The sequence below is a fragment of the Citrobacter sp. T1.2D-1 genome (assembly GCF_950098555.1).
Classification (GTDB): Bacteria; Pseudomonadota; Gammaproteobacteria; order Enterobacterales; family Enterobacteriaceae; genus Citrobacter_A; species Citrobacter_A telavivensis.
In genome coordinates this window covers 1-26,063 of record NZ_CATNHH010000002.1, presented here as the reverse complement: position 1 = coordinate 26,063, position 26,063 = coordinate 1, and the positions used below count along the sequence as shown (strand labels likewise).

The 26,063-nt window shown below is 47.5% G+C and carries 39 protein-coding genes and 4 pseudogenes; 34 read left to right on the top strand and 9 right to left on the bottom strand.

The features are described from left to right. The 6 genes and pseudogenes from QQZ17_RS03630 to QQZ17_RS03605 all read right to left on the bottom strand — a co-directional run bounded on the left by QQZ17_RS03630 (position 1) and on the right by QQZ17_RS03605 (position 5,077). Positions 1-1,083, bottom strand: coding sequence for a RecT family recombinase (locus tag QQZ17_RS03630; protein WP_152405042.1), 1,083 nt, complete (start codon positions 1,081-1,083; stop codon positions 1-3). A 10-nt stretch (positions 1,084-1,093) separates the two neighbouring features. Further along, positions 1,094-4,102 carry a RecE family exodeoxyribonuclease gene (locus QQZ17_RS03625; protein ID WP_152406348.1) on the bottom strand — a complete coding sequence of 1,003 codons (3,009 nt, stop codon included), beginning with the start codon at positions 4,100-4,102 and terminating at the stop codon, positions 1,094-1,096. 127 nt (positions 4,103-4,229) lie between these two features. After that, positions 4,230-4,581 (bottom strand): annotated as a pseudogene (locus QQZ17_RS03620) (DNA breaking-rejoining protein). A 21-nt stretch (positions 4,582-4,602) separates the two neighbouring features. Continuing rightward, positions 4,603-4,761, bottom strand: coding sequence for a YdaE family protein (locus tag QQZ17_RS03615; protein ID WP_152405040.1), 159 nt, complete (start codon positions 4,759-4,761; stop codon positions 4,603-4,605). After that, positions 4,761-4,955 (bottom strand): DUF1482 family protein, encoded by a 195-nt coding sequence (locus tag QQZ17_RS03610; protein WP_152405039.1) that lies wholly within the window; start codon positions 4,953-4,955, stop codon positions 4,761-4,763. The genes QQZ17_RS03615 and QQZ17_RS03610 overlap by 1 nt, the downstream gene beginning before the upstream one ends. Then, positions 4,952-5,077 (bottom strand): hypothetical protein, encoded by a 126-nt coding sequence (locus QQZ17_RS03605; protein WP_257791121.1) that lies wholly within the window; start codon positions 5,075-5,077, stop codon positions 4,952-4,954. Before QQZ17_RS03605 ends, QQZ17_RS03610 begins: the two co-directional genes overlap by 4 nt. A 119-nt stretch (positions 5,078-5,196) precedes the next feature. Between QQZ17_RS03605 and QQZ17_RS26360 the strand changes: the two genes are divergently transcribed. Continuing rightward, positions 5,197-5,427, top strand: coding sequence for an ECs_2282 family putative zinc-binding protein (locus tag QQZ17_RS26360; protein ID WP_442548503.1), 231 nt, complete (start codon positions 5,197-5,199; stop codon positions 5,425-5,427). 358 nt (positions 5,428-5,785) lie between these two features. After that, a complete protein-coding gene (locus QQZ17_RS03595; protein ID WP_152405037.1) occupies positions 5,786-5,992 on the top strand; it encodes a hypothetical protein in 207 nt (68 codons plus the stop codon). Between the two features lie 27 nt (positions 5,993-6,019). On the opposite strand, the gene QQZ17_RS03590 is transcribed toward QQZ17_RS03595, so the two are convergent. Together QQZ17_RS03590 and QQZ17_RS03585 are read right to left on the bottom strand one after the other, a co-directional pair. Further along, on the bottom strand, positions 6,020-6,961 hold the full coding sequence (locus QQZ17_RS03590) for a hypothetical protein (protein ID WP_152405036.1): 942 nt from the start codon (positions 6,959-6,961) through the stop codon (positions 6,020-6,022). Between the two features lie 105 nt (positions 6,962-7,066). Then, entirely contained in the window at positions 7,067-7,453 is a 387-nt protein-coding gene (locus QQZ17_RS03585) for a helix-turn-helix domain-containing protein (RefSeq protein ID WP_152405035.1), read from the bottom strand. Between the two features lie 103 nt (positions 7,454-7,556). Here QQZ17_RS03585 and QQZ17_RS03580 point away from each other — a divergent pair, with 103 nt between their 5' ends. The 30 genes and pseudogenes from QQZ17_RS03580 (at position 7,557) to QQZ17_RS03435 (ending at position 24,196) form a co-directional block, all read left to right on the top strand. Then, a complete protein-coding gene (locus QQZ17_RS03580) occupies positions 7,557-7,790 on the top strand; it encodes a transcriptional regulator (protein ID WP_152405034.1) in 234 nt (77 codons plus the stop codon). Between the two features lie 2 nt (positions 7,791-7,792). Continuing rightward, positions 7,793-8,336: pseudogene (locus QQZ17_RS03575) on the top strand (toxin YdaT domain-containing protein). Between the two features lie 9 nt (positions 8,337-8,345). Continuing rightward, positions 8,346-8,495, top strand: coding sequence for a hypothetical protein (locus tag QQZ17_RS03570; protein ID WP_284554112.1), 150 nt, complete (start codon positions 8,346-8,348; stop codon positions 8,493-8,495). A 222-nt stretch (positions 8,496-8,717) separates the two neighbouring features. Next, positions 8,718-9,716, top strand: a complete 999-nt coding sequence (locus QQZ17_RS03565) for a replication protein (protein WP_152405032.1) — start codon at positions 8,718-8,720, stop codon at positions 9,714-9,716. Further along, positions 9,713-10,408: a replication protein P gene (locus QQZ17_RS03560; RefSeq protein WP_152405031.1), complete on the top strand. Its 696-nt coding sequence runs from the start codon at positions 9,713-9,715 to the stop codon at positions 10,406-10,408. The genes QQZ17_RS03565 and QQZ17_RS03560 overlap by 4 nt, the downstream gene beginning before the upstream one ends. Before the next feature lie 11 nt (positions 10,409-10,419). Continuing rightward, the gene (locus tag QQZ17_RS03555) at positions 10,420-11,154 is read left to right on the top strand and encodes a hypothetical protein (protein WP_152405030.1); all 735 of its coding nucleotides are present in this window, start codon (positions 10,420-10,422) and stop codon (positions 11,152-11,154) included. Continuing rightward, positions 11,151-11,459, top strand: a complete 309-nt coding sequence (locus tag QQZ17_RS03550) for a DNA-binding protein (protein WP_152405029.1) — start codon at positions 11,151-11,153, stop codon at positions 11,457-11,459. The genes QQZ17_RS03555 and QQZ17_RS03550 overlap by 4 nt, the downstream gene beginning before the upstream one ends. A gap of 477 nt (positions 11,460-11,936) precedes the next feature. Next, positions 11,937-12,299, top strand: a pseudogene (locus QQZ17_RS03545) (DUF550 domain-containing protein); the annotation flags it as partial. Between the two features lie 347 nt (positions 12,300-12,646). Then, the gene (locus tag QQZ17_RS03540; protein ID WP_235922383.1) at positions 12,647-13,087 is read left to right on the top strand and encodes a DUF2946 domain-containing protein; all 441 of its coding nucleotides are present in this window, start codon (positions 12,647-12,649) and stop codon (positions 13,085-13,087) included. A gap of 81 nt (positions 13,088-13,168) precedes the next feature. Next, on the top strand, positions 13,169-15,247 hold the full coding sequence (locus QQZ17_RS03535; RefSeq protein ID WP_152405028.1) for a TonB-dependent receptor domain-containing protein: 2,079 nt from the start codon (positions 13,169-13,171) through the stop codon (positions 15,245-15,247). Positions 15,248-15,517: 270 nt separating this feature from the next. Then, positions 15,518-15,772, top strand: coding sequence for a DNA polymerase III subunit theta (locus QQZ17_RS03530; protein ID WP_152405027.1), 255 nt, complete (start codon positions 15,518-15,520; stop codon positions 15,770-15,772). After that, on the top strand, positions 15,769-16,071 hold the full coding sequence (locus tag QQZ17_RS03525; protein ID WP_152405026.1) for a hypothetical protein: 303 nt from the start codon (positions 15,769-15,771) through the stop codon (positions 16,069-16,071). The genes QQZ17_RS03530 and QQZ17_RS03525 overlap by 4 nt, the downstream gene beginning before the upstream one ends. Next, positions 16,068-16,297 (top strand): annotated as a pseudogene (locus QQZ17_RS03520) (hypothetical protein). The gene QQZ17_RS03525 and the pseudogene QQZ17_RS03520 overlap by 4 nt, the downstream one beginning before the upstream one ends. 392 nt (positions 16,298-16,689) lie before the next feature. Beyond that, on the top strand, positions 16,690-16,881 hold the full coding sequence (locus QQZ17_RS03515) for a DinI-like family protein (RefSeq protein ID WP_268878927.1): 192 nt from the start codon (positions 16,690-16,692) through the stop codon (positions 16,879-16,881). Positions 16,882-16,997: 116 nt separating this feature from the next. Continuing rightward, positions 16,998-17,246, top strand: coding sequence for a hypothetical protein (locus tag QQZ17_RS03510; protein ID WP_152405025.1), 249 nt, complete (start codon positions 16,998-17,000; stop codon positions 17,244-17,246). A gap of 34 nt (positions 17,247-17,280) precedes the next feature. Beyond that, a complete protein-coding gene (locus QQZ17_RS03505) occupies positions 17,281-17,748 on the top strand; it encodes a DUF1367 family protein (protein WP_152405024.1) in 468 nt (155 codons plus the stop codon). Between the two features lie 5 nt (positions 17,749-17,753). After that, positions 17,754-17,954 (top strand): hypothetical protein, encoded by a 201-nt coding sequence (locus tag QQZ17_RS03500; protein WP_152405023.1) that lies wholly within the window; start codon positions 17,754-17,756, stop codon positions 17,952-17,954. A gap of 2 nt (positions 17,955-17,956) precedes the next feature. Beyond that, positions 17,957-18,247: a DUF1364 domain-containing protein gene (locus tag QQZ17_RS03495; RefSeq protein ID WP_152405022.1), complete on the top strand. Its 291-nt coding sequence runs from the start codon at positions 17,957-17,959 to the stop codon at positions 18,245-18,247. Next, positions 18,244-18,600: a RusA family crossover junction endodeoxyribonuclease gene (locus QQZ17_RS03490; RefSeq protein ID WP_152405021.1), complete on the top strand. Its 357-nt coding sequence runs from the start codon at positions 18,244-18,246 to the stop codon at positions 18,598-18,600. Before QQZ17_RS03495 ends, QQZ17_RS03490 begins: the two co-directional genes overlap by 4 nt. Beyond that, positions 18,597-18,743, top strand: coding sequence for a YlcG family protein (locus QQZ17_RS03485; RefSeq protein WP_152405020.1), 147 nt, complete (start codon positions 18,597-18,599; stop codon positions 18,741-18,743). Before QQZ17_RS03490 ends, QQZ17_RS03485 begins: the two co-directional genes overlap by 4 nt. Beyond that, positions 18,733-19,530 carry an antitermination protein gene (locus QQZ17_RS03480; RefSeq protein ID WP_152405019.1) on the top strand — a complete coding sequence of 266 codons (798 nt, stop codon included), beginning with the start codon at positions 18,733-18,735 and terminating at the stop codon, positions 19,528-19,530. Before QQZ17_RS03485 ends, QQZ17_RS03480 begins: the two co-directional genes overlap by 11 nt. Positions 19,531-19,625: 95 nt before the next feature. Next, entirely contained in the window at positions 19,626-20,165 is a 540-nt protein-coding gene (locus tag QQZ17_RS03475; RefSeq protein ID WP_152405018.1) for a hypothetical protein, read from the top strand. 41 nt (positions 20,166-20,206) lie between these two features. Continuing rightward, positions 20,207-20,542 (top strand): hypothetical protein, encoded by a 336-nt coding sequence (locus QQZ17_RS03470; RefSeq protein ID WP_152405017.1) that lies wholly within the window; start codon positions 20,207-20,209, stop codon positions 20,540-20,542. 83 nt (positions 20,543-20,625) lie between these two features. Further along, positions 20,626-21,000: a hypothetical protein gene (locus tag QQZ17_RS03465; protein ID WP_152405016.1), complete on the top strand. Its 375-nt coding sequence runs from the start codon at positions 20,626-20,628 to the stop codon at positions 20,998-21,000. 168 nt (positions 21,001-21,168) lie between these two features. Further along, positions 21,169-21,603: an IS200/IS605 family transposase gene (gene tnpA / locus QQZ17_RS03460; protein WP_152406345.1), complete on the top strand. Its 435-nt coding sequence runs from the start codon at positions 21,169-21,171 to the stop codon at positions 21,601-21,603. A 189-nt stretch (positions 21,604-21,792) separates the two neighbouring features. Beyond that, positions 21,793-22,188 carry a phage holin family protein gene (locus QQZ17_RS03455; protein WP_152405015.1) on the top strand — a complete coding sequence of 132 codons (396 nt, stop codon included), beginning with the start codon at positions 21,793-21,795 and terminating at the stop codon, positions 22,186-22,188. Continuing rightward, a complete protein-coding gene (locus tag QQZ17_RS03450) occupies positions 22,175-22,456 on the top strand; it encodes a phage holin family protein (protein ID WP_152405014.1) in 282 nt (93 codons plus the stop codon). The genes QQZ17_RS03455 and QQZ17_RS03450 overlap by 14 nt, the downstream gene beginning before the upstream one ends. 156 nt (positions 22,457-22,612) lie before the next feature. Continuing rightward, positions 22,613-23,227 (top strand): glycoside hydrolase family 19 protein, encoded by a 615-nt coding sequence (locus QQZ17_RS03445; protein ID WP_044266508.1) that lies wholly within the window; start codon positions 22,613-22,615, stop codon positions 23,225-23,227. A 6-nt stretch (positions 23,228-23,233) separates the two neighbouring features. Further along, a complete protein-coding gene (locus tag QQZ17_RS03440; protein WP_152405013.1) occupies positions 23,234-23,503 on the top strand; it encodes a hypothetical protein in 270 nt (89 codons plus the stop codon). Positions 23,504-23,740: 237 nt separating this feature from the next. Then, a complete protein-coding gene (locus QQZ17_RS03435) occupies positions 23,741-24,196 on the top strand; it encodes a hypothetical protein (protein ID WP_152405012.1) in 456 nt (151 codons plus the stop codon). A gap of 120 nt (positions 24,197-24,316) precedes the next feature. On the opposite strand, the gene QQZ17_RS03430 is transcribed toward QQZ17_RS03435, so the two are convergent. After that, positions 24,317-24,931, bottom strand: a complete 615-nt coding sequence (locus QQZ17_RS03430) for a hypothetical protein (RefSeq protein WP_235922384.1) — start codon at positions 24,929-24,931, stop codon at positions 24,317-24,319. Positions 24,932-24,950: 19 nt separating this feature from the next. Between QQZ17_RS03430 and QQZ17_RS03425 the strand changes: the two genes are divergently transcribed. Further along, the gene (locus tag QQZ17_RS03425; RefSeq protein WP_235922385.1) at positions 24,951-25,160 is read left to right on the top strand and encodes a Fur-regulated protein; all 210 of its coding nucleotides are present in this window, start codon (positions 24,951-24,953) and stop codon (positions 25,158-25,160) included. 221 nt (positions 25,161-25,381) lie between these two features. After that, on the top strand, positions 25,382-25,900 hold the full coding sequence (locus tag QQZ17_RS03420) for a hypothetical protein (protein WP_152405009.1): 519 nt from the start codon (positions 25,382-25,384) through the stop codon (positions 25,898-25,900). Positions 25,901-26,063: the final 163 nt, after the last annotated feature.

Sequence of the window (26,063 nt, the reverse complement as noted above, 5' to 3'; positions counted from 1 at the left end):
TTAGCCGATGTATTCCGGTTTCATGTCGTCAAGAGTTATGCGGTACTTATCGTGCAGATCGTCGCCAAGATGTCGCTTCGCAGCAGAGAGTTTTTTCTCTACCATTTCAAAGCATGTTGCAGCATCCGGTGCGTCAGGCTGTGGCAGACTGTTGATTGCTTCATCAAGCATGGTGCGATGCTTAACCAGGTGATAACGGCGGGTAGCTTTATTTTTCAACTCAGTGAACAGTGCCGTACCTAATGCAGGTTTTGCCGTATTGATATCGTTTCCCACAGCGGTTGCATCTTCCAGCGTCTCAGCCGAATCAATGCGCGCACGGAATTTCTCTGCAGCATCATCGATGTTTACATCAGCTTCCTGCGTACTGGTGGTCTGCAGGTTATCTGCATTAATATCCTGCATGGTGATGCTTTGGGTGCTCTGGGTGGGGTTGATAATCTTCTCTTCCCGCTCATCGAGTTCGTCTGGCGTATAGACGCCAAGAATGACGTCAGGGCAGAAAAGGCGAGCCCAGCGCTTCACTGCGAGGTAAGCAAGTTGCTGGCGCGGATCATCAGCCCAGAGAGTGGAATTACGAACGCGTGCCTGAGCAAGCAGCAGGTCGAGTTCTCGCGGTTGATCCTCACCTTTCAGGCGCGCTTTGATAATGATGCCGATACCTTCTTCATCAGCCATTGTCCAACCCGGTACGCGGTACTCGCCTTTTTCACCTTTTTTGATGTTGAATTTGCCGATTACCTTTTCCCATGGTCCATACCATTCATATTCAAAACGGCTTGCCAGTACACCACTGCGGGAAATAACCGCGTTAACCAGTTGTGCTTCGTAACCCAGAACACCATTGATCAGGTGCGTTTTCTGCGCCACAGCGAAAGGATTCATCTGCCATTGTGCGGCTTGCATAGCTACTGCCATGCAATCTGCTGCATTACCCTGCAGATGGCGAGGAACCGTTGCAGCCCCCTGAGACATCATCTGAGCAAATGCACTGATAGCGTTCAGGTACTGCGAGTCAAACAAAGCAATGTTTGAGTTAACTACTGCATTCTGATCGGCAACAGTTATATTTTTGTTTTCCATAGTTTCCCCCTTAAGCCATTTCACGCAGCGCATCGAGACGGCGCAGATCGTAATCGTTCAGTTCGTCGGTGTAGTCTTCAGTTATCGGTGCTGGCCATTCGCCAGTGTCCATGGCGTTCGCGATGGAACGAATCGTCTGGCGATACTCAAGCTTTCCGAGTTCCAGCAGTGATTCCGAAGCCCACACAACAGCCACCCAGTGATAACCCTCGTCTTTGTTCACGAAGATCCAGGCGAATTTGTCCAGATCGGCAACGTTGCAGTACATACCGGCGCTGAGGTGGTAATCACGCATGGTTATTTCGCGGTGAAGCCGCGATTTCAGGGCATCTTCCTTCACATCCCACATGCTGATTGTTTTCAGGTCGAAGCCGATACGCAGACCTTCGTACTCGAGTTCAACATCCGGGCGAACACGGATTTCAAGCCCGGTGTCGTCATCAATGCCGAAATAGCTGACTTCAACAGCGCGTGTTGGGTTTTGCAGTAACTTACCTGCCTCAGGGTGAGCATAGAGCGCAGACTGGATAGCCAGCGCGGTAGCGTATTGCTGGCGGGTAACCAGGATTTTATCGCCTGGGTTTTCACGCCATGCGTCAAGCAGCTCGTCGGCAAACACTGTGTCAGGCTTGACGGATTTCACGGCCTGAATCAGATCCGCTTTGGTGCCAGATACTTTCAACGGTTGAGGTTTCTGTGCTTCCTGCGCAACGAGATCAGGATTGATGATTGCCAGTTGCTCCAGTAGCGTGTCGCGGCTACCGCTGGTTTTCATTTGCGCCGGCAGAGTGGCGTTGTATTCCCTGATGCACGCCTTCATTTTGGCTGCTGTAACTTTTTGGCCTTCGTCCACTCGCTGGAATTCAGGCGGTAACGACATGTAGCTTTCGCCAGTCTGGGTAACATCATCGCCTAAAGAAATTGGCTGCGGCAGGGTGGCGTTGTATTCCTCCAGGAACCTTTTAATATCGTCTGCGCTGAGCTGCACCGGCAAACCATTGTTGTAGTCGTCGATAACTGCGCGGATCGTTGCTGTCGTCGTGAGAGCGCCTTCCGGGATAACCGGTTCAATGCTGAACTCTTCATCCAGAATTTCAGGCTGTAACGCCAGCGCATGAACCAGATTTCCCATATCCAGAACTTTGGAGCGTTCTTTCTTGATGGTTTTAGATACGTGGCGCCCGTCGTAATACATCAGGCTCACTCGTGCGTCTTTTACCATCGTTGAACTGATACCATTTGCGGCGTGATAAACGTCGTTTGGAACACCTTCATAACGGCCAGGCTCGAAGTATGACGGCCACTCCGGTGCTGGTTCATCCAGTTGCGTTTCTGGCGCATTTTGTTGCGCTTCTGGTTCAGAATGGTTTACTGAGTCGGCATTTTGGTGCGTTTCAGCCTGACTCTGGTTCAGAATGGCTTGCTCTCCGGCATCTGCTTCTTCACCATTCCCCAGATTACTTTCGCCTGTGTACAGCGCATCACCAGCCTGTTTTTCATCACCGTTAGTTTCTTGAACCTGCACATTGCTGGTGGTCTCCGGATCCTTTTTAGTGCCATGAGTCGAAGAGTTCTTGATTAAAGTGGCAGCGTCGAAAACGCCATCGGTCGCTTTTTCCGGTTGCGTGGTCTGCTGGCTTGACTCTGTCTTCACCCATTTCGGATCGTTCGGGTCGCTGATACCTTCAACGTAATCACCACGTGAAGCCGCAAGAATTTTATTAACTTCTTCTGCTGTCACCTTCTGAGGCATTGGCATTGATGAGCGACCGCAGGCAATATCAACGATAATTTCATCCGGGTGTGCGTGGTCGGTTTCTGTCATGACACGATTGAGATACTCGCGATGACGGAAAGGAGATTTAAACAGTTCCTCTGGTGTTGTTTTTACCGTAGCGACATTGCAGGCGCGTGAGTAATCCATCCCACCAGGCATTTCTTCAAACAATTTGCAGGTCGCAATAAATTCATCGAGTACGTTATCTTCCCCTGAGCGGGAGAGATTAATAATGGCGTTGGCTTCAACATCGATCTCGAAGGAAGGGCTGTAAATATCGAACTCTTTGTTACGGGCGATCAGGCCAAGTGCTATTTCATATTCGAGCCCGGTTTTTGTCAGTGGAGTAAGACGGTCAGTCTTATTACCGCCACCGGCGTTCGCGCCAGATGGTGTGCGATTAATTTCAGACACACGATTGCCTTTCACCCATTCTTTAACGAGCAGGCCACGATCGATGTATTCTGTATCAACAAATGCCTGTGCAAAATTCATCATCAAATGCAGGGTGTGTCGTTTGTCCTGCGGGAAAATCCGTTTAAAGGCGTCAGTAAATTTCCACAGGTTTGGAGTATCCAGCTTTTGAATGGCTGGTACGTTATGGCAGGCAAGCAACATGTCCTGGATATAACTGTTACTCATGTCCAGTTCAAGGCGGCTTACTTCGGCAAGCTGTACCGGTGTCACGTGATGTGAGAATGCATCATCAAGAATTAACTGAGAGAGTATACGGTGGCGTTCGCTCATTCTGGCGACCGGCTGGTTCATTTCCTTTTCCACTTCCTCCATCAGTTCGCCGTTGACGTTGTAAGCGTAAGCAGGGAGATCTCCAGGCTTTACAGCGTTATTTTCGTTGCCAAAGGTTTCTGTATGGTCTTCCAGCACTTCGCCTGTTTCGGTATCAACACCATCAACGATACGCTGACGGGCGGCGGCAACGGCTTCAGATGATGGCAGTGTCACGCCTGGAATTTGCGCCCAGGTCATGTTGTCGCTGCCGAGCTGGTAGAAATCGCAAAAGGTTAAACTCAATTCGCCTTCCGGCGGCAGCTCGTTGACGACAGGGAAATTAGTAGCGACAGCTTTGAAATAATCTTTCAGCTTTGCGCCTGATTTAATCAGGAGATAATCCAGTGTGGCATTTGCCGATTCAAAATCATCACAGCACCAGAGAACTGCATCTTTCTGGCCTGATGATTTTTTTGCTTTGCGGACTAAAAATACGGGATTAGTTCCACTCATTGTTTTATCCTCACTTCGTGTAGAATGGAGGCGCCTTAGTGGCACCTCGGTTTTACCAGGTAGAATGTCCGGTTCGCTTTGGTCGGTGAGACCGGACAGGGCAAGCCCACCTCGTGTGGGCTTTTGCTTAATGAACGGTTCTGAAAGCTTTTTCTGAGTAATCGAGTTTGTAGCTGCGGTAGTTACCAAACCCTGCGCTATCGCCATCACTTACTTTCATGGACAGCATTGAAATTGCATCTACAGCACAGAAAGGGCTGTCGAACTTGCCGAATACATAGCCACCGTCGAGAATGACCGTGACCGCGCCCGTTGCGGCTGAATGAATAACGCCTGATACTTTCTTCTCGCAGTTGAATACAGCCACTTCTTTATTCACTGCTTTCAGGTTTATTTCGATTTTTACGATTTCCATAACATCTCCAGTTATTAAATTAAGGGTGTAAGAAGCCGCGCCAAATTAATGGCGAATTTTTCATTTCATATTTCAGGGGTACTAATTAACTTTCGTGCGCCATCTGGTCGTATTCAGCGCATTGTTTAGAGCAATATTCTTTTTCTTTCTGTGCCAGTTGCGTACCGTTGAGATAGAGCAGGGTACTCTTTACTTCTGCGCCTTCTTCAACAGGCTTGTGGCAATAACCACATTCTTTTTTCATCACCTGTCCTTAAAGTGTTTTGGCAACTCTCCGTTTTGAACGATACCTTCGAGCGGATAACAATCAGTGATACTGCTTTGCTCACTGGCTGCGGATTCACACTGTTCCTTGCTTCCGTATACGCCGATGATGCCTTCCTGGAAGTCTCCGTTAGCCATGGCGATCGTCAGCACCAATGCGTACAGCGTGTTCATTTGTTAGCTACCGTTGCACTATTACCATTTTTCAGAACTCGCCACAGGAAACGCAGTGGTGCAGTAAAAGCATTCCCGCGAACGGCCTGGATGCGTGCTGGTTGACGTGCGAAATCAATCATTTTTATATCCTCCTGTTATGCCTGTCTTTTCACCACTTCAGGCTCAGTGGATTCTGCTATTCCCCAACAGCAAGAATTTGGTTAACCTTTAATCCCCCAACAGAAGGAAGGATTAATCTATGCTCGAAAAGCAAACCATGAAGGTCGCCTGTCCTGATTGCGGTAGCGAGATGCTCAAGCGTCCCGATAATTTCGACTTTGAGACTAATTTTGTTGGCGTCAGTTGTGCCGACTGTGGTCGAGAAATCACTAAGGACGATGTCGTTAAGCAAGGGACGGATGTTGTCAAAAAGCAGGTTGACGACATCCTCAGGGATGCCTTCAAGGGAACGGGCTGGAAGCTCAAGTAACCCCAGTAGTTCCTCGACCTGATTGATTACTTCCGTGGCGTCTATTTCGAGTTCAATAGGCGCCACCTTTACTACCTTACTCATCTAACCCTCATTGCCTTGTCGCCGGCCAGCGGAACTTTTAAACCTACTGCGCGTTGATAACTCCACCTCATCCGGTGTTTCGTATGCCCCGGACGGCTACTTCGTGGGCGTCCTGCCTAGGTGGTTGTGTTACTGTGAGCTTATATTAAGTCTTAGACTTAACTGGTGTCAAGCGTGAGACTGAAAACATAATTAAGTTTTAGACTTATTTTTATGACGAATGTACGGGAGTGGATGATGCTTATGGTCAGATAAACATCAATGAGAGTGGGCTATGGATCGTGACGAAATGGAAGAGGTCCGTGCAGCATTCATTGCGGGTGAGATTGGTGGTGCGGTTGTTGAGTTGATAATCGCCGGAATGGAGATAAGCCAAGATACGATTGTGGATAGTCTGGAAGCCAAGCGTCACTCTGTGGGTAACGCCATATACAAAGAGGGTTTGCGAGATGTGGCTGCTATGGTGAGAAAAGGGCAATAAAAAACCCGGCGCGGTGGCCGGGTATATTCATTCGAATGGGAGATCTATTTGTCTTTGTGGATTCAGCTGTTTTTTCACATGCTCAATTTCGAATGTGGTTTTTATGGTATCGCCAATCATGTACTGAGTTACCTTTAGGTCAACAAGCAACATGTCACCTTTAGAAAAGTTTAAGGTGTTGTTATCAATATCACTGATAAACTTCTGGTCTTTAATTTCAGCCAAAAAGCTACTGGAACCATCAGTAAATCTCCATCGGCTGCCTTCATTAAAAGAAATGTTTTTAATCTGAAGAGCTTTCTCTACCGTGGACTCTGAAATTATTGACTCTGCAGGTAGCTCAACTTTGAAATAATGCGCTTCTTGCTTGTCGATCGTCATGAATGTCAGCCCATCATCGACAGTGGAAGCAAAACTGTTGATGCCTTCTTGCTCTAATGGCTTGCTTATGACTTCTTGCAAGGAAGAACGAAGTTTAATATTTCTATACAGTTCAATCACTTTGCTGTCGAAAATTTCACTATCGTCATCAACAAAGACTTCAACGTTGCTATCAGGCAGATTGTGTAACTTTTTTATTTCTCTTGGTCCAATCCATTTAACTAGTTGGATTAGACCCTTGCAAATTTTTTCTCTAGGGCCAGGGCAAAAACCAATTAAAGCAATAAGATTAGCGGCAGCTGTTGCTGTATCGCCAGAAAAAAAATCAACAGCCTGTTTGATCCAGGATGTAGATGAGGCAATCAGATCTATTCCAAATGATCCAGCTTTGAATGATGCGTTAACCTTTACGGAAACAACGGTCTTGTTTCCATAAACTGTTTTTCCGGCTTCCTCTAATGCATCTGACAAGGACAGGAGGGCAGGAGCAAGGTCACGCACGTTCATTTCGTGCGTCTCCAGTGCTGGACCGTCGTATACTATCCTGAACTTCATATCATTAGTTTCCGAGTTGCTGCCTGCATCCATTATGGCACTCACCTGATCGCATATACAGTTAATTTACGATATTGTTTTAGGTTCAACGGACTTCTTTTGCATGATTACCCATGCTTCCTGTACGTCTGCTATATGTTACTCCGCATCACCCTTAATCCTGCGCCCCATATACTTCGCGTACAGCTCATCGAGCTCCTTCAGCCGCAGCGACACTATCCGCAACATGTTCTGTTGTTCTTCTTCTGGCAGTTGGCGGTAGAGCTCCAGCAGGCGCTGTTCGTCAGGCTTAAGGCCATCCTTCTCTCCAACATCCTCACCAAGTAGCCAAGGGACGGATACCCCAGCAGCGTCGGCAACAGCTAACGCAGATTCTTTACTAATAACACCTTTTTTGAACCAGCCGTTTACGGATTGCGGGGTAATACCCGCAACCCTTGCCATATCAGATTTTGTCATCCCTCGTTGCGTCAGTTCTGTCAAACGCTCGATGAGAGTTGGGTTAAGTATTTTTTTCTCAGCCATATCAGAAGAATAAGCCTTTTGCTTATAAATTAAAATTCGCTCAAGACTTGATCTTTATTTAAGTCTGAGGCTTAATTTGTTTGTAAATCTTGTGGAGATACTCATGAACGGATTAGAAAAGGCCATTCAGAAAGCTGGCACTGCCAGCAACTTAGCCACAAAGCTAGGTATTAAACCGATGTCGGTTAGTCGCTGGAAAACACGATACAAGGGCGTCGTTCCAGCCGATCGTGTTTTACCAATTTTCAATGCAACTGGTGTTACTCCCCACGAATTGCGCCCTGATTTGTATCCGAACCCCACGGATGGATTACCGGCGCAGGAAGTGAGGGCGTAACCGTGCATTCAATTTCAGTTCAACAAAATACCGGATTCCATCCGGCAGCGATGATAAATCGCAATCACCAGCATCAGGCAGATAAGCATGACCAGATTCGTGCTGCTGTTCGTGCGTGGTCGGCATCGCTGGACAACCAGGACGTAGTCGCCGGGATCATCATTGAAGAATGGGAACGACAGGGGGGGGGCCGGGCTGGATTTTCCTCGCGACTTGAGCCGTAAGCGACAGAAGCTTTTCCGCTGGCTGGACAGCGACACCGGATATGCGCGCGAAAACATCCGTCAGCTGACTCCGGCAATCTTGGCTGTTTTGCCGCTGGAATTTCGTGGGCGCCTTATCGGACAGGATTGTTTCATGACGCGTTATGCAGCGATGGAGAAGGAAATCAGCGAGGCAAAACAGGCCGTAATGCTGAATGCACCACAACACCAACTGGTGAAAGAGGTCAGGGAAGGGATTGAGCATCTGCTGAACATGTTGCCAGGTGAGGTCGTTGTTCAGGTTCTGAGTGGTATCGCTGCTATGGCTCCAGGTGTCATATGAGGTGTTCAGATGAACCATATGGAATTTATCGAAAAGCATGTCCGGGAAGAGTTAATCCGGCAGGGCTTCACTGCGGCAGTAGCGCAGGGGGGGGGCATTTCTGGCTGTCGACATGTACAAGCGCATGAGCCAGGCGAGCAGGAAAGGGAGGATTTTTGATGATGTTTTACGCCACGCGAAATTATGGGCTGAGCAACAAACGTTGCCGGCGGATCGGTTTGATTCAAAACGGACTAAACGGGGCAAGCGGCAAGGTTTGTTCTGAAAGGGTGAAGACTGTTGTGCGCCAACACAGCCAGTCTTCGAGTGTAATTCCAGGCGAAATCACGAGGTCATTATGACAAAGAGTTTTTCAAAACACCAGGCAACGGAGGCATAGCTATGTCTAATGTCGCCTACGCCGATTTTGCGGCGCGTACCGCCGTCAGGAGCAACCGGATGGAAAACCAGAAGACCGGATTCATCCCGTTGTACCGGAGTGTACTCAAGCAGCCATGGTCAGAAGATGTTTACCTACGCACGTTGTGGGATAACCTACTTTTGGGCGCTGCCAGCCAGCCATATACAGCGAGCTTTAAAGGTCGCCAATGGCCGCTACAAACCGGACAACTGGTGACTACGGCGGCCGATCTGGGCCAGAAACTACGTGACAGAAAAGGCAACCCAACAAGTCGTGATGCTGTTGAGAGAATGCTGACATTTTTTGTGCGTGAAGGGATGATTTCCATTGAGGGGGAGCGGCAAAGAGGGCGTGTGATCACGATCTCAAATTATGCTGAATATGCTCAAAAAGTGGACAATTTGCCCGCACAAACTTCCGCACATACAAGCGCACATATGACCGCACATGGCGAAGCCAGTAACAGTGCTGGTTTGGATGGGTGTGGCGCACATGAAAGCGCACATACATCCGCACAAACAAGCGCACATCATGAACAATATATATTAAATACTAACGTATTTAATGTACGTCAGAGAATTTCCAAAATTGTTCCTGATGCAGCTGTCCAGACACCGAAAGGTGACAAGTGGGGGACATCTGACGATCTCCGCTGCGCAGAGTGGATGTTGGCGCTGCGCGACATCACCAAACCATCCCTGAAAAAGCCGAACATGGCTGGCTGGGCGAATGATATACGCCTTATGCGCCAACTGGACGGACGCACCCACAAAGAGATTTGTGAGTTGTTCCGATGGGCCTGCAAAGACTCGTTCTGGTACAAAAATATTCTCTCCCCCGCAAAGCTCCGCGCCAAGTGGGACACGTTAACCCTTCACCGCGAAGACACTACCCGCAAGCCACGCTCAGATGTCAGCGCAAACAAATCCGAAACTGGCCCGCACTGGAACAGTGCTAAAGCATGGGAGAAATTTATATGACCCCGGATCTTTATCGTGCGATTCAGAATCGCGACAGCGAAATGCTATCGCGCATAGCTGGCAATTCTTATGACGACAGAAAGGTTGTTAACACTGACGCTGAAGAACTGGTGGATATGCTTTTTGAAAACCTCATGCAGGTATTTCCGGCATCCACTCAGACGAACCTCCGCACTGACGATGATATTCGCGTTGCGAAGCAGCAATGGATCGCCGCTTTCGCCGAGTCAGGCATCACCTCCCGTGAACAGATTTCCGTCGGAATGCAGAAAGCCCGCTCCAGTCAGTCGCCGTTCTGGCCATCGCCGGGTCAGTTTATTTCGTGGTGCCGTGAGGGGAGTGGTGCGATGGGCGTCAGTGTGGACGACATAATGAGCGAATACTGGCGCTGGCGGAAACTTGTTTTTCGCTATCCGGCGAGTGAGCAGTTCCCATGGAGGGATAAAAACCCGCTGTATTACCACGTCTGCCTTGAGTTGCGTCGTCGGGGAACAGATGGACAACTCAGTGAAAAGGAACTTATCCGTGCCGCTGGTGACATCCTGCATGACTGGGAAAAGCGAGCGCTGTCCGGTAAGCCGGTTCCCCCTATCCGCCGTACACTGTCCGCGCCAAAAGTAGCAGCCGGGCCTACTCCGGTTGAGATGCTGATGGCTAAGTACAAACAACGCAAAGACGCCGGTTTGATTTAACAGGAGACACTATGGAAACCGTAATCGATGTTTTAAAAGCAATGGGTAAAGCAACATACCGTGAAGTCGCGGCACGCCTGGAAATCGAACCTGTTGAAGCGCTGAATATACTCCGCGAACAGCGTGAACAGGGATTGTGTGATTTTTTCGATGGTGGATGGGAAGTAACAGGCGATGCTGACGGAAAAACAAGTATTCGGTCAGCGCCAGCGAAGACCGTACTGCGTGCGAAAAATTTAAACGACACCCCAAAGAAACTGCTGCGCGGTGAGGTTACTGAGCCGATCAAACCTGAGGCAATCGTCGCACTACTAACCGAAAACGGGAACATGGATACCGTAGCGCTGGCGTCGGCTGTCGGACGAGATCCAAGAGGCTTAGCGTCAAATCTCTGCCTGATGGCAAAGCGCGGACACATCAAAAAAATCGGTCAGGGGAAAGGCGTTAAGTGGGGACTTCCTGACGAAACGGAAATTACCCCGGAGCCAGTGTTTGCAGAACTACCGGAAATTGAGATCACGCCGAGAGTTGCGATACCTTCGGCAGGGACCGAAACATTCCTGGAGAGCATCCCTGTACTGAGAAAACCATCTCAGCCAATGCAGCTCCCATCACTACGGGAAATCAGCAACCAGATCCGCAAAGTCAAATCCAACCTGCAAGGACTGGAGAAACTCCGTGTAGCCGTTCGGGAAGTTAACAAACATCGCCGTGCGCTGAGTTTATTCAGTGGGGAGGATTTATGAGCAGGTGGGTTAGGGCAGAAATCATGATTATTCGGCAGTCCGCCGGGACCATGACTGTAGAAAATATTGGCCGACTTATTGGAAGAACTGGCGCTGCGGTACGCACAAAAGCACGTGAGCAGGGAATCAAGTTGTATCTGCGTGGTGATCACCATCAGTCGGCCCGGTACCGTCAGCATGATGTTGAATTGGCGAGGGAGTTACATCAGGAGGGCGTCAGCCGCCGGGATATTGCCGAAAAGCTGGAAATGCCGCTCAGCGCAATTAACCAGTATGTCTATTTCGAGCGGAGGGTACAGGCGTGATAGCAACATACAAACATCTTCAGGGGCAACTGGAAGCCACAAAGAAGCGCATAGCAGAGCTGGAGGCTGAGAAAGCGGCGTTGCGTCCAATTGGTGTTATGAGCGAGAGAGCATTTCACAGACTTGAACGCAGCGAGTCTCGATTCATTGCTTTATGGCCAAGACCGGGAATTTATCTACCGCGTAAGCGTCCTGATGACGGCGTTATTGTTTACGCCAGAATAGCCGCTGGCATCGGTAAGGGTGAGTGAGATGAATATAAGCGATAAGAAGAAGCTGGTTACGGAATTTCTTGAGAAGTTGAACTGCAACGATATTGATGCAACTTTGAAGCTTCTAACAATGGTTGTTGCAGAGTACATGCAAAAAGATGGCGTCAATGGATTTGATGTGTTTGCTGGGAAATTAAAGGTGTCAGTTGATTTATATTCCCACGGTGCGTACCCGGAACAAACAGCCAATAAGGACGAGACAAGCATGGTAACCGTATTGCCTGCCGCCTTGCTTCAGGGTAAGGCTGTGTTGCCAGACGAGAAAGACGCATCACTCCAACTACGCAATCTAATCCGTCAGCGCCATGCCGAATGGTCAGATAAGACGTTCGGCAATGTTGGCCCGGTTGGCTCGCTTAAACACCTCAGCAAAGAAGCGCTGGAAGCCGCAACTGAACCTGACGACCTCAGTGAGTGGGCAGACATGCAGTTCCTGCTCTGGGACGCCCAACGCCGCTCCGGTATCAGCGATACGGAAATAACCGCAGCGATGGAAGAAAAGTTGGCGGTGAATATGACGCGGCAATGGCCCGAGCCGAAAGACGGAGAACCGAGGCTGCACATCAAAGCGGATCAACAGCAGGAGCACAAGTGATGGGTCAGCTACTGCAATAGGCCACCAACAGGGTTGTCGAGCTGGAAAACCTCCCGCTGGCGGATGTTCCTGAAACCGTCGGGCCAGCGGAAGTCAGCATAATGTTTTAGCTATTAAGCTTCAATACAACGTGATGGCAGCAATATTCGCTATGTAATTGCAAATATTTCGAAAGTGATTCTTGTTCTTCCACTCTAAGAGCACATAATCCTACACTCCCAAGATAATAAGAATACTTATCGTTCCTATTCAGTTTTTTGTAACACTCAAAGATTAAATCAGATACACTTTCGGCAGATAAATTAATAACTGGAAACATTTTGCAAGGGCGCATACGAACTAATCACATAGCCGCATGGCTGGCGCTGATTGCTGTCGCCATGCTGTTCGTTGCTCCGGCCATCTCCAGAACGATAGCCCACCGGACAGGTTGTCAGCACATCACGCATTCTATGCCAGGGACCATGTCAGGGATACACCATGACATGGCGATGTCTGCGGTCTGTGAACCGTCTTCGCTGATGGATCAGCTGATGATGTCTGGTAAGGCAATGTCTCCGATGGAAGAGATTGCCTGCGGATATTGTCAGTTACTTGTGCAACTGCCGTTTATCCAGTTTGCGCTTGTATTTTTGTTGTGGTTGCTCCTGCTTTTTGTCCTTCGCTTCTCATTAATTCCGCTTAACTGCGTCACGCTCTTTCAACCCTGGGCACCTCAGCGTGCCCGTGCCCCGCCTGCTGTATTTCAGTCTTCGTTTTAAACAACAAAACAGTAAGTCAGTAACGTCATGCTCATTTTTAAGGGCAGATTTTGTTACGCCTGAAAAACAGTAAGGTATTTTATGAAAACCCACTATTTTGTACGTACGCCAGTTGCTTCTCTTGTCCTGATGGCGCTGATATCAGACACTACTTTTGCAGAAGAAAAGCACGACCATTCTCAGATAACGAATGATTCTGTGATGATTGTAACTGCGCCACTTTCCACTCCGCTCGAAATTGTTACCTCGCCCAAAATACCCCGTCAGCCAGTTCCGGCAAGCGACGGCTCGGATTATCTGAAAACTATACCTGGATTCTCACAGATACGTAACGGTGGAACCAACGGTGATCCTGTGTTTCGTGGCATGTTTGGCTCTCGTCTGAGAATTCTGACTGATAATGGTGAAATGCTTGGTGCCTGTCCGGCACGCATGGATGCACCAAGCTCCTATATTTCTCCTGAAAGCTTTGATGTATTAACTCTGATTAAAGGCCCACAAACTGTGCTCTGGGGGCCTGGAAACTCGGCGGGAACTATCCGTTTTGATCGTGAACAGCCGCGCTTTGAAAAAGCGGGGGTGCAGGGTACTGCCAGTCTTCTTGCTGCGTCAAACAATCGCTGGGATGAAAACGCTGATGTCAGTCTGGGCGGTGAGGAGGGATATCTTCGCCTCATTGGCAATAAGTCACGTTCGGATGACTACAAGGATGGAAATGGAGACCGCGTGCCCTCCAGATGGGATAAGTGGAATGGCGATATGGCTATAGGCTGGACACCAGACAAAGACACACTTCTCGAGCTTACTGCAGGTAAAGGCGATGGTGAAGCACGCTATGCTGGTCGCGGTATGGATGGTTCGCAGTTTAAGAGGGAAAGCTTAGGAATGCGCTTTGAAAAATCGGGTATTGGCGAGGTATTCGATAAGTTTGAGGCAAATGTATATTACAACTATGCAGATCATATTATGGATAACTATTCCCTGCGCTCTCCGGGCAGTAGTATGTCGGGGGGGATGTCAGGTGATGAGATGGGAGATGCTATGGGTTCCTCAATGGACTCAGCAATGGACTCAGACTCTTCGATGAATATGAGTATGCCAATGGCGATGGAGGTTGATCGCCGTACTGTTGGTGGAAGAATGATGGGAACCTTCCTTTTCTCAGATTTTGAGCTTCGCAGTGGCGCAGATACGCAACTTAGTACACACCGTAATAAAATTGATGATCGCTGGAATAAGGACGCCCGTTTCCACGATTACGGTCTTTTCAGCGAACTGACCTGGAGTGTAACTGAGCAGAACAAGGTGAAGGGGGGCGCACGTCTCGATCGCGTTCTGGTTGATAATTACACTGATATGGGTTCAGCAAAACGGACTGATACATTACCGGCCGGTTTTGTTCGCTTCGAACATAATATGGCTGATCTACCGGTTATGTTTTATGCAGGTATAGGCTACACGGAGCGTTTCCCCGATTACTGGGAGATTTTTTCGCCGACTTATGGACCTGGAGGTTCGGGTGATGCCTTCGATAAACTCAAAACGGAAAAAACAACTCAGATTGATATAGGCGCTCAGTACAACGGTGAACGTATAAACACTTGGGTATCCGCTTATATTGGTCGTGTTAATGATTTTATTCTGTTCCGCTATGATCCTGATAATGCCTCTATCAGCCAGGTTGATAACGTCAATGCAACCATTATGGGGGGAGAGGCAGGTATTGCGTATAAATGGTCAGACTCATGGAAAACGGATGCCAGCATTGCTTATTCCTGGGGGGAAAATACATCTAACCATCAGCCTTTACCACAGACGCCACCGCTTGAAGCCCGTCTGGGGCTGACCTGGGAACAGGGCGACTGGAGCAGTACTGGCCTTTTGCGTCTTGTCAGCAGCCAGAACCGTGTTGCTATTAACGAAGGCAACGTCGTTGGTAAAGATTTTAATAGTAGTCCTGGTTTTGCTGTGTTTTCGGCGAATGCTGCATACAAAGTTAATAAGTACGTTAAAATTAGCGCCGGCGTTGATAACTTGTTTGACAAAACGTACAGCGAACACCTGAATCTTGCTGGAAACAGCAGTTTCGGTTATTCAGCAAACACATCAGTTAATGAATCAGGCAGAACCTTTTGGGGTAAAATAAATCTCACTTTTTAATGACATTTTTGCATGACAGTAAAAGTGCCACTTATGTTTTGCCTTGATAACTCTATATACTGCTCCAGCGTTTATCGGAGCAGTATATTATTGACCGGGACTTCCGTAGTGTGAAGTATGCGAAAGGCTAGTCGGTAGCCTGTTGCGGTAAAGTGGTTTCGCCGCTCTTCACTGAAGCTCTGGTGCGTGCTAATTAGCTGGAACTGCACCAGCCGAAAGAAATGGTGATGTAATGTATAATCCCTTTATAGCATCGAGGGGGGATTCATCATGCTGAGTCATAATATCGCAGCAAAGAGTCAGGAAGAACGTGACAAGGTTAACGTTGACCTCGCCGCATCTGGCGTGGCGTACAAAGAGCGCCTGAACATGCCGGTTATAGCTGAACAGGTAATGCGTGAGCAGTCTGAACATCTGAGAGATTACTTTCTGGAGCGCTTGAGGCATTATAGGGAGATCAGCGTGACGCTGCCGAAGAGTAGCGATCCGCGTTACATTGAAATGGAAGATGCGAATAAGAAATGAAATGGATAACACTGGCTATTATCGTTTTTGCTACCCCAGTTTTGGGGGAAGAATACAGTTATGGGTCTCCAATTGCTGTATGCCTCAACAATAATACAATCCCGTATATCAACACCGACAGGCCAGCTATTGAAATCGTTGATGAGGCATATGAAAAATGTCAGGACGTACTTGCTCAATGGGATAAGGAGCGAGAGTCACTGCCTCCGGAGATGGTCGTTAGTCAGGACGAAGAGTTTCACGCGTTCTATGTTCATATGATTGAATCCCGTCGAAAATTGGATACCAACAAAAAATGACTATTGTGTTCATCCCTGCCTTGGTTGCAGTTCTGGTAAAGAAAGAGATGCCGGCCGGGAGTTAACCCGAAAAGAGGTTGAGTCAATACGCGATTCTGCTGCTGCAATCAGAGTTCCAATTGAGGTCGCCAGGGATATGGTGAAAGAAAGAGGATATCCTGACATCGATCCTGAAAATGTCTGGGATGAATGGTTGTTTTACAAAAAAATGACAGACGAAAGCTAAATAGTTATTCATTTGATACCCTGACATTACCACCCCCCCTTCAAGTAAATTGGTTTTCCATAATCTATCTCCCCAGAAACTATTCGTGCATAGCCAATTTGATGGATGGACTACTACTTAGCGTAAAATGGGAGCTCGCAGCCGTTTGTTGAGGTGCTTGTGCACGCGAATTTGCCGGAGCTTTGCCAACCAAAAGAAATCTCTGTCAAAAAACACTATTCAATTCAAACCACTACGGCGGTTTTTAATTTTCTATCCTGACAGTATATTAGCAATTTGTGCTCTTAAGACATTGATCATTTTCTCACATAGGTATACTGTATAAAAATACAGTATGTCCGGTGGGGGCTATTATGAAAGTTGAATTAACCATTGATCGCGCTAAATAACTTCTGAGAGGAGCGCTATCAGCACTGGAGAAAGGGCTGCTCAAACGCCTTAGTCATCAGTATGGGGATTGCAGTCTGATAATCCGTCATACTGATTTTGATGGTTTGAGCGGTTTCTGTGGAATAAAGATGATAAAAAAAATCGAAAACATCCTGCAGGAGATACGGGAAAGCGCTGACGACTGGTTTTACTAACATTGCGCTTAATGGTGGCGCGCATTTTTCAGAATACCGCAATTTGCGTATCCCTTTGATGCTGCTGCCGACAATCTTTAATCGCGTCTGTACGTCGCTCGAAGGGAGAACAGAATGTGAGTGATTCAGCTTTGCAAACGTCAGAAGACAACTGGTATGACATTGTAAGAAGGTCTGACGGCTGCGTGGTGTTTAGCTTTCCTTCATCGGGCAGGCATCTTATCTATCGCGTCAACGGCATGGTCTCAATGCGGCCCTTGTTGGATGACGAAGAAGTTTTTACTCCCAATGGCTTTGCGCAGTTTATTCGTCGTCTCGGCTATCGGGTGACTCCACCTTTTGATAATATGAAATCAACGGTCTGAACAGCCGTTAACCTGCTGCGCCACGGAGAAAACCATGGCGCACGAATTACAACTCATCAAGCAGTCCTCAGGAATCCTGATCCCCGCAACGCCGGAGACCAGCGATATTCTGCAATCAAAAATCAAACTCGTTAATGGTTATGCCAGATTCCTTGCCTCATACGGCGGCAATGAAAGCGCTCTGCTGGATGCTGCTGAGCAGTATCTGGAGCAGATCGCCAGTCGGCGTATCACGAACGGCATAAGTCTGTGCAAATCCTTCGACGCTTACCGCGCATGGGTGACCGTCGAAGCCGGGCACTATGACGCAATCCAGTTACCTGATGGAACTCTCCGCAAACATCCCCGTAGTATCGCCTTCGCGAACATGGACGAAACAGAATTCCAGGACCTGTATAAAACTGCACTCGATGTTTTGTGGCGCTGGATATTGTCCCGCACTTTCAACAGCAGGGAAGAGGCCGAGAATGCCGCCGCCCAGCTTATGAGCTTTGCGGGGTGAGGGTGATGAAATATTCATATTTTCACCACACGGAATGTACCACCGAGCAGGCAGATCGCCTGATTGCAGATTATCGGGCTCGCGGTATCAGGACCGAAAAAAGCCTCAATCCTGATTTCCTTACCTGGACGGTCAGCGTGAAATTGCCGGAGTGCGGACGTCTGGCACGGACGCCGAGAACCTTCCGACAAAAGGTCTGGGGGTGAACATGGCTAATCTTCGAAAAGCTGCGCGTGGCCGGGAATGTCAGGTGCGTATTCCGGGAGTATGCAACGGTAACCCTGAGACATCTGTGCTGGCTCATATTCGCATTGCCGGGTTATGTGGCACCGGCATCAAGCCGCCTGACCTTATCGCGACTATCGCACGCTCATCATGCCATGACGAGATTGATCGCCGAACTCATCTGGTTGATGCGGAATATGCGAAGGAGTGTGCGCTGGAGTGGATGGCCCGAACCCAGGTTATCTGGTTGAAGGAGGGCCTCATAAAATCATGACAGTCTACGACATCACGCCGATCGGCAAGCCCAGAATGACTCAGCGCGACAGGTGGCACAAACGGCCAGCGACAGCGGCGTACTGGTCATACAAAGCGCAGGTTCGTCTTCTGGGCATCAAGTTACCGGAAGCCGGTTATCACATCACATTCGTTATCCCCATGCCCCAAAGCTGGAGCAAGAAGAAGCGAGCCCGACACGCCGGGAAGCCACATCAGCAGAAACCTGACAAAGACAATCTGGAAAAGGCGCTGTTGGATGCAGTGTTTGATGAAGATAGTCACGTCTGGGATGGCCGGGTTACCAAAATCTGGGGCGAGAAAGGGCAGATCATCATCGAGGAGGCAAAGTGAAGCCTGAAGTTATTGAGTCTCTTCGCTGGCGCTGGCTACGTCTTCGTATTTATCGTTACCGGGGATCTTTTCCGGTGGCATACCGCATCCTTCGCAATTATATCCGCATTGAAGCAAAACGGGAGCATCGAAATGAAGCTTGATTCCTTACCAAAATATTTTTCGCCTAAATCCATGATGCCCGGCGCCGTTCCATGCGGTATTTCAGCAGATACGCTGACGATCACTGATGTGATGGCCGCGTTGGGTCTGGCAACGTCAAAATCAGCGATAGGCATAGAGCTTTACCTGGCAAAAGCCGGTGTTCTGCAACCTGATAATATTATTTCCTTCATTAACGAACTTGCCATTCAGCGCGCCAGCCGGAATAAGCCTCTGCAGGCAATGTCAGAGCAGCAGCGCGCTGAGTTCTTGCGGGTACTGGCAGGATATGTTTTCCGGGATTATTCGCTAAGCGCTGCCAGCATAGTGACATGCAGTAGTTGCGCCGGATCCGGATTTATTGATGCTGAGATATTCACCAACAAAGTGACATACCCGGACGGGAAACCTCCGAAGTGGGTAAAGGTTACGAAGGGAATCTCACCATCAGATTGGGAGGAAGCGAAAACCGTCCGCGAGCAGGTTAGGGTGATCTGCAAAGCGTGTAACGGAAAGGGGCACACAAAAAATGAATGCCGGTGCCGTGGCCGCGGCGAGGTACTGGATAAGAAAAAATCCGAGTTGCAGGGGCTTCCTGTTTTTAAAAAATGCCCCCGTTGCACTGGTCGTGGCTACCCAAGGTTAAAGGATACTGAAGTATTCAAGGCTCTTGGCGTAACCGAAACAACCTGGCGCAGAAATTTCAAACTGTTCTTCGATCGGCTGGTGGAGTATTGCCATATTGAAGAATCGTTTGCAGAAAAGGTGCTGCAATGGGTGACCAGATAATTTGTCTTGCGTTAATTCGTAAATGTAAGATTATTGATAATGTAAGGTTATGAATTATTTAGTAAATAATATAATTCCATTGCAAAGGATTATGTATGAAAATATTAGGAATTAGCGGCTTTTTCGTTGGTGCCTGTTTAATAGTCTCTGCGCTGATTGTATCTGATACCATCAAGCTGAAAGATGAGCACGTTATTGAACTTGAAAACGGTGCAGTGAAGCTGGGTAACGTCTACCAGGAAAAAAATGTTATTACCATCAAGGTAAAATTTAAGGATGAAAAATTCACCGATGACTGGGTGCTGACTAACGAAGTCGGCGTGAATGGGTACCAAGAAGAAGTGAGAAAGAAATTTCAGGAGCAAATTGATTTAATTAATTCTGGGAAATCTAAAGATAAAAACAAGGATCTCAATGTTGACAACATGGTGCTTAAGTCTGACGCAACTATCGAGCTATCAACTGCAGTCATATATCGATCTGAGCATCATCCGTTATTCACGCTAACGCTCGAAGAGAAAACTAAGGACTTAGCAGAAAACACAATATTGCTTGATGCTGTCACCAAAGAAGCTGACGCGCTCATCAAAGAACAACAACCAGCTTATGAGGCTGCGTCATACATCCACAAGTGATGCGCAAAATGTGACATCAGTGCTTGTAATTGTGGCGGAAAATGGCTAACCTGATTCCAACGATGGGTTATTACACCTGTGACGTTACAAGAATTAAAAAACCTCGCTTCGGCGGGGTTTTCTTTTATGGATTCCCGACGCCAATAAGACAAAGTGCGGGGAGTGTTGCGGAGCCTACATGTTCCAACCGTCCGCAAAAGCTCACATGGGCAGGACCACAATCTGATACCGCGATAGCTTTTGCTGATCGCGCCGGAGCGGTAACTGGCAACAATTTAAGCCTCGGTGATTGCCAGGCTTTTTTATTTGCGGCATTAATTCAACTTACACAGCAATACCCTTCAACCCTGTCCTTTTATGGGGGCATCTATAGTTGAAGTTGTGTGGACTATCAATGTTTTAAGCTACCATGTAGATTAATATAACTTATTAATAACAATGAATTACATGGGGTTAAATCATGAGGTATCTGTTATCAATATTATTGATATGGAGCGTCTCTTCAAATGCTGCTCTTGTTGATCATGAGAAGGCGGCTCAGGATCTCTGCGACACTGAGTGGAAAATAACGGATAGGGCATCTGGTACGAATGAAAATACTACCAATATCGTTAGCGATGAGGTAGCTTCCTTCAAAGCTAAGGGCTACGCCTTTTCTGACTTTTCTATTGATGAAACTGACTTTATTAAAGTATCAATTGAAGGTGCTGACGGAAGTCGAAAAATGATTAAGGAAATGGATACGCCTTACTCTGAAGCGCGAGATTTTCTCAAAAATAGAATGATGCCTATCTGTATTAAAAACGTACTAACAGGAATTGATAATAAAAAGTAGTTATTAGTCATGAAATTCAAGAGGTCGCCAAGAGGCGGCCTTTTTTACTGTCAATCTTAGGCCACCTCCTGGGGAGGTGGTGATTGATCCTGTAAGGCTATAGCCTGAAGAATGCCCATGCCGGAATATCTCTGCTTACTCACCACAAGTAAAAGGAGACAAACCGACATGTGGCTTTACAGGAGTTCATCACATGTATATTGGCGTTGCAAATACCACATAGTCTGGACGCCCAAGTACCGTTTCAGGATCCTGAGAGATAAGTTAGGCAAGGAGCTTTACAGGACAATCTACATACTCTGCGGTATAAAAGATTGTGAGATTCTGGAATTAAATGTACAGCCAGATCATGTACATCTTGTAGTAATTGTCCCACCTAAAATCTCGATATCAACTCTGATGGGGCATCTGAAAGGCCGCAGTGCTATCAGGCTCTACAATCGTTTTCCACATATACGAAAGAAGCTATGGGGCAACCACTTTTGGTCACGTGGTTACTTTGTAGATACGGTCGGTGTGAACGAGGAAATTATCAGACGATATGTGCGGCATCAGGAGAAAACGGAACAAACGCATGAACAGCAGATGGAATTGCTGGAGTAGTAAGCGGAAGGAGACAATAGCCCCCCTTACAGGGGGCATTCTCAAAAGCCACCTTCTCAGAAGGTGGTCTTTTACTTTCAGGCTCACGGGTATCACTTACTACGTGCTTTGTTGATAAATCCAGCCCGTGAAGCCTGATTCTATTTCCCCTCATTTCTGAGAGGACTCACAGCAATAAGAGGGGGCTAAATGTCCGATCCTGTTTCTGGCTCTACTGTAGCGGCTGGTGGACTGATGGGGGCCAGCATGTTCGGCCTGGCAACCGGTATTGATTACGGCGTAGTGTTTGGCGCCTTTGCTGGTGCAGTATTCTACGTTGCGACGGCGGTGAACATCAGCCGCTTTAAGTTGGTGGGTTACTTCATCACTTCTTTCATCTTTGGCGTTCTTGGTGCTCCACTAGTTGGTTCGTTTTTTTCTAAATGGACGGGATACAGTGACAGGCCACTCGATGCGCTGGGTGCGGTGCTCGTTGCAGCAATTGCCATTAAGCTGCTGACGTTCGTCAACAGCCAGGAATTGGGCAGCCTGTTTGGCATTCTCTCTCGTTTACGCGGAGGAGGGACCAGCAATGGTAACAAATGATCCTTCTGCGATGATCAATGCGTTAATCTGCGGGGTCATCGTTCTTGTTCTGATGTTCTATCAACGTGACGGGGCGAGACATCGCCCGATGATATCTTTGCTGGCCTACTTTGTTGTGCTGATATACGCCAGCATCCCGTTCAGGTATCTGTTTGGTCTCTATCAGGAATCACACTGGATGGTGGTCATCGTCAATCTGGTCATCTGCGCCATCGTGCTTCGCGCACGGGGGAACCTGGCACGCTTAATTAACATTCTTCAGAAATAAAAAAGGGAAGCGCGACATCTCCGCTTCCCTGAAAGTTCGAGGCTTTGTGTTGTTTTAATGAGGTGGAGTGTCGACTTTAGTCAAACTCTGTTTCGCGGGTATTACATCACATCCTTTGATTTGGGTTTTGTCCTGCCTCAATTTCGGATTAATCACATGAAACAATCACAATTTCAGCAGGCGGCTGGTATAAGCGCCGGATTAGCTGCGCGCTGGTTTCCGCACATCGATGCGGCAATGAAAGAGTTTGGCATTACAGCAATTAATGATCAGGCCATGTTCATTGCACAAGTCGGGCATGAATCTGCTGGTTTTACCTCTCTGGTAGAGAGCTTTAACTACTCGGTAAACGGGCTGAAGAAAACATTCGGTAAACGACTAACGCCGTATCAGTGCGAAATACTGGGGCGCGTTGATGGTAAGCAGGTCGCTCACCAGCCGCAAATTGCCAATCTGGTTTACGGTGACCGCATGGGTAATAACTGCCCGGGTGATGGCTGGAAATATCGCGGTCGCGGCCTGCTGCAAATCACTGGACGTGAGAACTACACCAAATGTGGCTCGGCGCTGAAGCTTGACGTTGTCAGTACGCCAGAACTTTTGACGCAAGAGCGACATTCGGCCCGTTCGGCGGCGTGGTATTTCACGTTACGCGGTTGTCTCCTGCATTCGGGGGATGTGGAACGCGTCACGCAAATTATCAACGGCGGACAGAACGGCATTAAAGACCGGCGTGAACGTTACGCCAAAGCTAAAGCTGCATTGGTGTGAGGTCATATGGGACTTGAAATGATTATTGGCCTGGTTGTTGCTGTCCTGGCAGCAATTGCAGGTGCTTTTGGTTTTGGGAAATCACGCGGAACCACTATCGCTGAGACCAAAGCGGCAATCCAGCGCACCGAAGAACGAGCAGCAGCTACTGAAGCCGTTGCAGAACGCCGGGTAGAGGCAACAAAAGGAGCTAGGGATGTACAGCAGACCGTTAATCATCTTCCTGATGATGATGTTGACCGCGAGTTGCGTGAGAAATTTACCCGCAAAACCTGAAGTAACGGACACTGCCTGTGACTGGGTTAAACCCATCTACGGAACGGATCACGACTGGGATGTGCTGGAGCAGCAGACGAAGAAAGACATCCTGGCGCATAACAAAGCGTGGCAGGTGAACTGCCAGAAATCAGGTAGATCCTCGCAATAGAGGAATTTTTAGCTGATGTGACCACTGTGCTTTTGGCTTTGTTATCTTTAGGTTAAACTATTAGTTCTCATAAAATGGAGAATCTAATGTTCAAGCAATTCAGACGCAATATCGCTTCTGCAAAGATAAGAAAGTATATCGCTCATTGGATGGAAGTTATGTCGCTTACATTCAGAAATTCTATGGCAGGGAATTATATTGACCAGAAGGATTTAGATAGAATTAGTCTTGTTATTATTAGTACTGCAATTACTGAGGAAAAAGTTTGTAGTGGCACAATCATGACGTGTGTTGCTGATGTGGCGTCTAGAGCAGGTATGACCGAGGAGGATTTAAGTTATCTTCCGTATCAAGTGCTTGCCATAACGAAAGGAGTGGAAGGTCGTTCCCCGTTAGAGTCTAAGAAAGGTATGCTTGGGCTCATTTCACCTGGTTATGAGTTTTCTGATCAGGATACGGGTTGGTTCGATACTAATATTGAAATCATAACTAAGCAGCTTAAAAATGATCTGCGCAGCGTAGTTAACACGTTGCAAGATTGATTATTTTGGCGTGATGATTTCATCACCACCTCCGGTTAGTTGCCATTAGTTTAGGTTTTTCAGCAGGCATTCACTGAGTGCCTGTGATAATGCAACAGCCCGCACAAAACGGGCTTGGATTTATCTCTTTGTTGCGTTCATGGTGACATGGTATACGAATTGGCTAAATTGGTTATCCCAACGCCCCTTATGATTAGCGGCAACTAATTGCACTAACGCCTGCATTAACTTGCTGAAAAGCAAGATTAGCTTAAGTCTGTTTTTTGAACTGTCACTATCCAAGGAAACTTCTTCGATTAATTGATTCTCGGTGTTAAAAATACCCAGTTTTGATTCTTCCATGCAGGGTTCCACTGGGTGCTGTTTAAAATATTCAGTCAGCGTATCCTTCAGACTCTGGATCCTTGAATCTGCAATGCTTTGTATTGATGGGTTGTGTGCAAGGTCATTACGCATTGAGTTGATGGTTTTAAGTGATTTCACAAGTTCTGGGGGAATTCCCAAGTTTCCCGCCATGGATATTTTAGTATTACATTCGATTAAAAGTTTGTTTTTATCTCTTCCAAAGAGATCTTGGCAGTCACAGTATGCGCATATCCATGCTTCGGCCATGCGCTCACAAAGTAGGTGAATGCGCAATGTAGTACCCACATCGTCATCGCTTTCCACTGCTCTCGCGAATAAAGATGGAAAATCAATCTCATGGTAATAGTCCATGAAAATCCTTGCATTCATAAACCCTCCAGGTAGCTATATGCAAAATGAAACAAAAGAGATGGTGATCTTTCTAAGAGATGATGGAATCTCCCTTCAGTATCCCGATGGTCAATGCGCTGGATATGGAATAGATGGAAATATTCAGATTTTTTTGGGGCAGAGTACCTATCTGTTCCCAAGGAAAATCATATTGCACGATCAGCGCACTACGAACTTTACCCGCAAACAGTCAGGTAATGAATCCTGATATAAAAACAGACAGCCAAAGCAGTTCTTCCAAGCGCATCACACGCGCATCACAAAGAGAGCTTTCAGTGGTGAGCCTTGCAAAATGAGAACTTACGGGCACGAGCGTGGCTACTGCGAGAGTGTGGATAGGCTTACAGAAGAGGTTCACTGAAGGGCTTCGATATTCTATGGAACTGAAAATAGTGTTATTATTCCTCTATATATTTCATGGAGTTGAATATGACTACTTCAGATGTGATTACGCTATCCGGTGTGATTGTTTCGTCTGTATCAGCCGCTGCGTCCGTTGCTACGCTTCTTATCGCAAAATCTGCGCTTAGTACTTGGAAGGCCCAGGAAATTCTCAAATCCAAGAAGGATTTTAAGTTGGCATTACTTGAAATGAAGTTTGTTGTCCTTTGGTTACCTGAAACCATCAACGTAGGGCATCTAATGCTTGGGCGAGATTTGTTGTATGGAACACAAGGTGAAGCCAGGGAACAATTAGTTGATAAACAGATTAAAGCATTTGAAGGGTATGCGCGGGAGTTTGAAAAGCTTGAGGATGCGATGCAAAACTGTGCCCGCTTGTGGTTTGCTAGCGAAGGCTTATTCAAAGGAACAAATGTTGAAAATTTGTGGGAAGGAATTTACAAAGCGTATAATGAGTACACTCAGGGTCGCCAGAACCAGAAATTTTTCATTTCAGCGTTGGACGCTTTGTTAGTTATTGATATGTACTTTGAGCCCTCGACCTAGTTACTACATCTGAATCGTCACAGTGACAAATCAGATTGAATCGCCACGGGTTTAACAGACACCTCAGAGTCATTTAAGATGGCTTAAAGAGAGGTGCCCATGAGCGGTAAGCGTTATCCCGAAGAGTTTAAAATTGAAGCAGTCAAACAGGTTGTTGATCGCG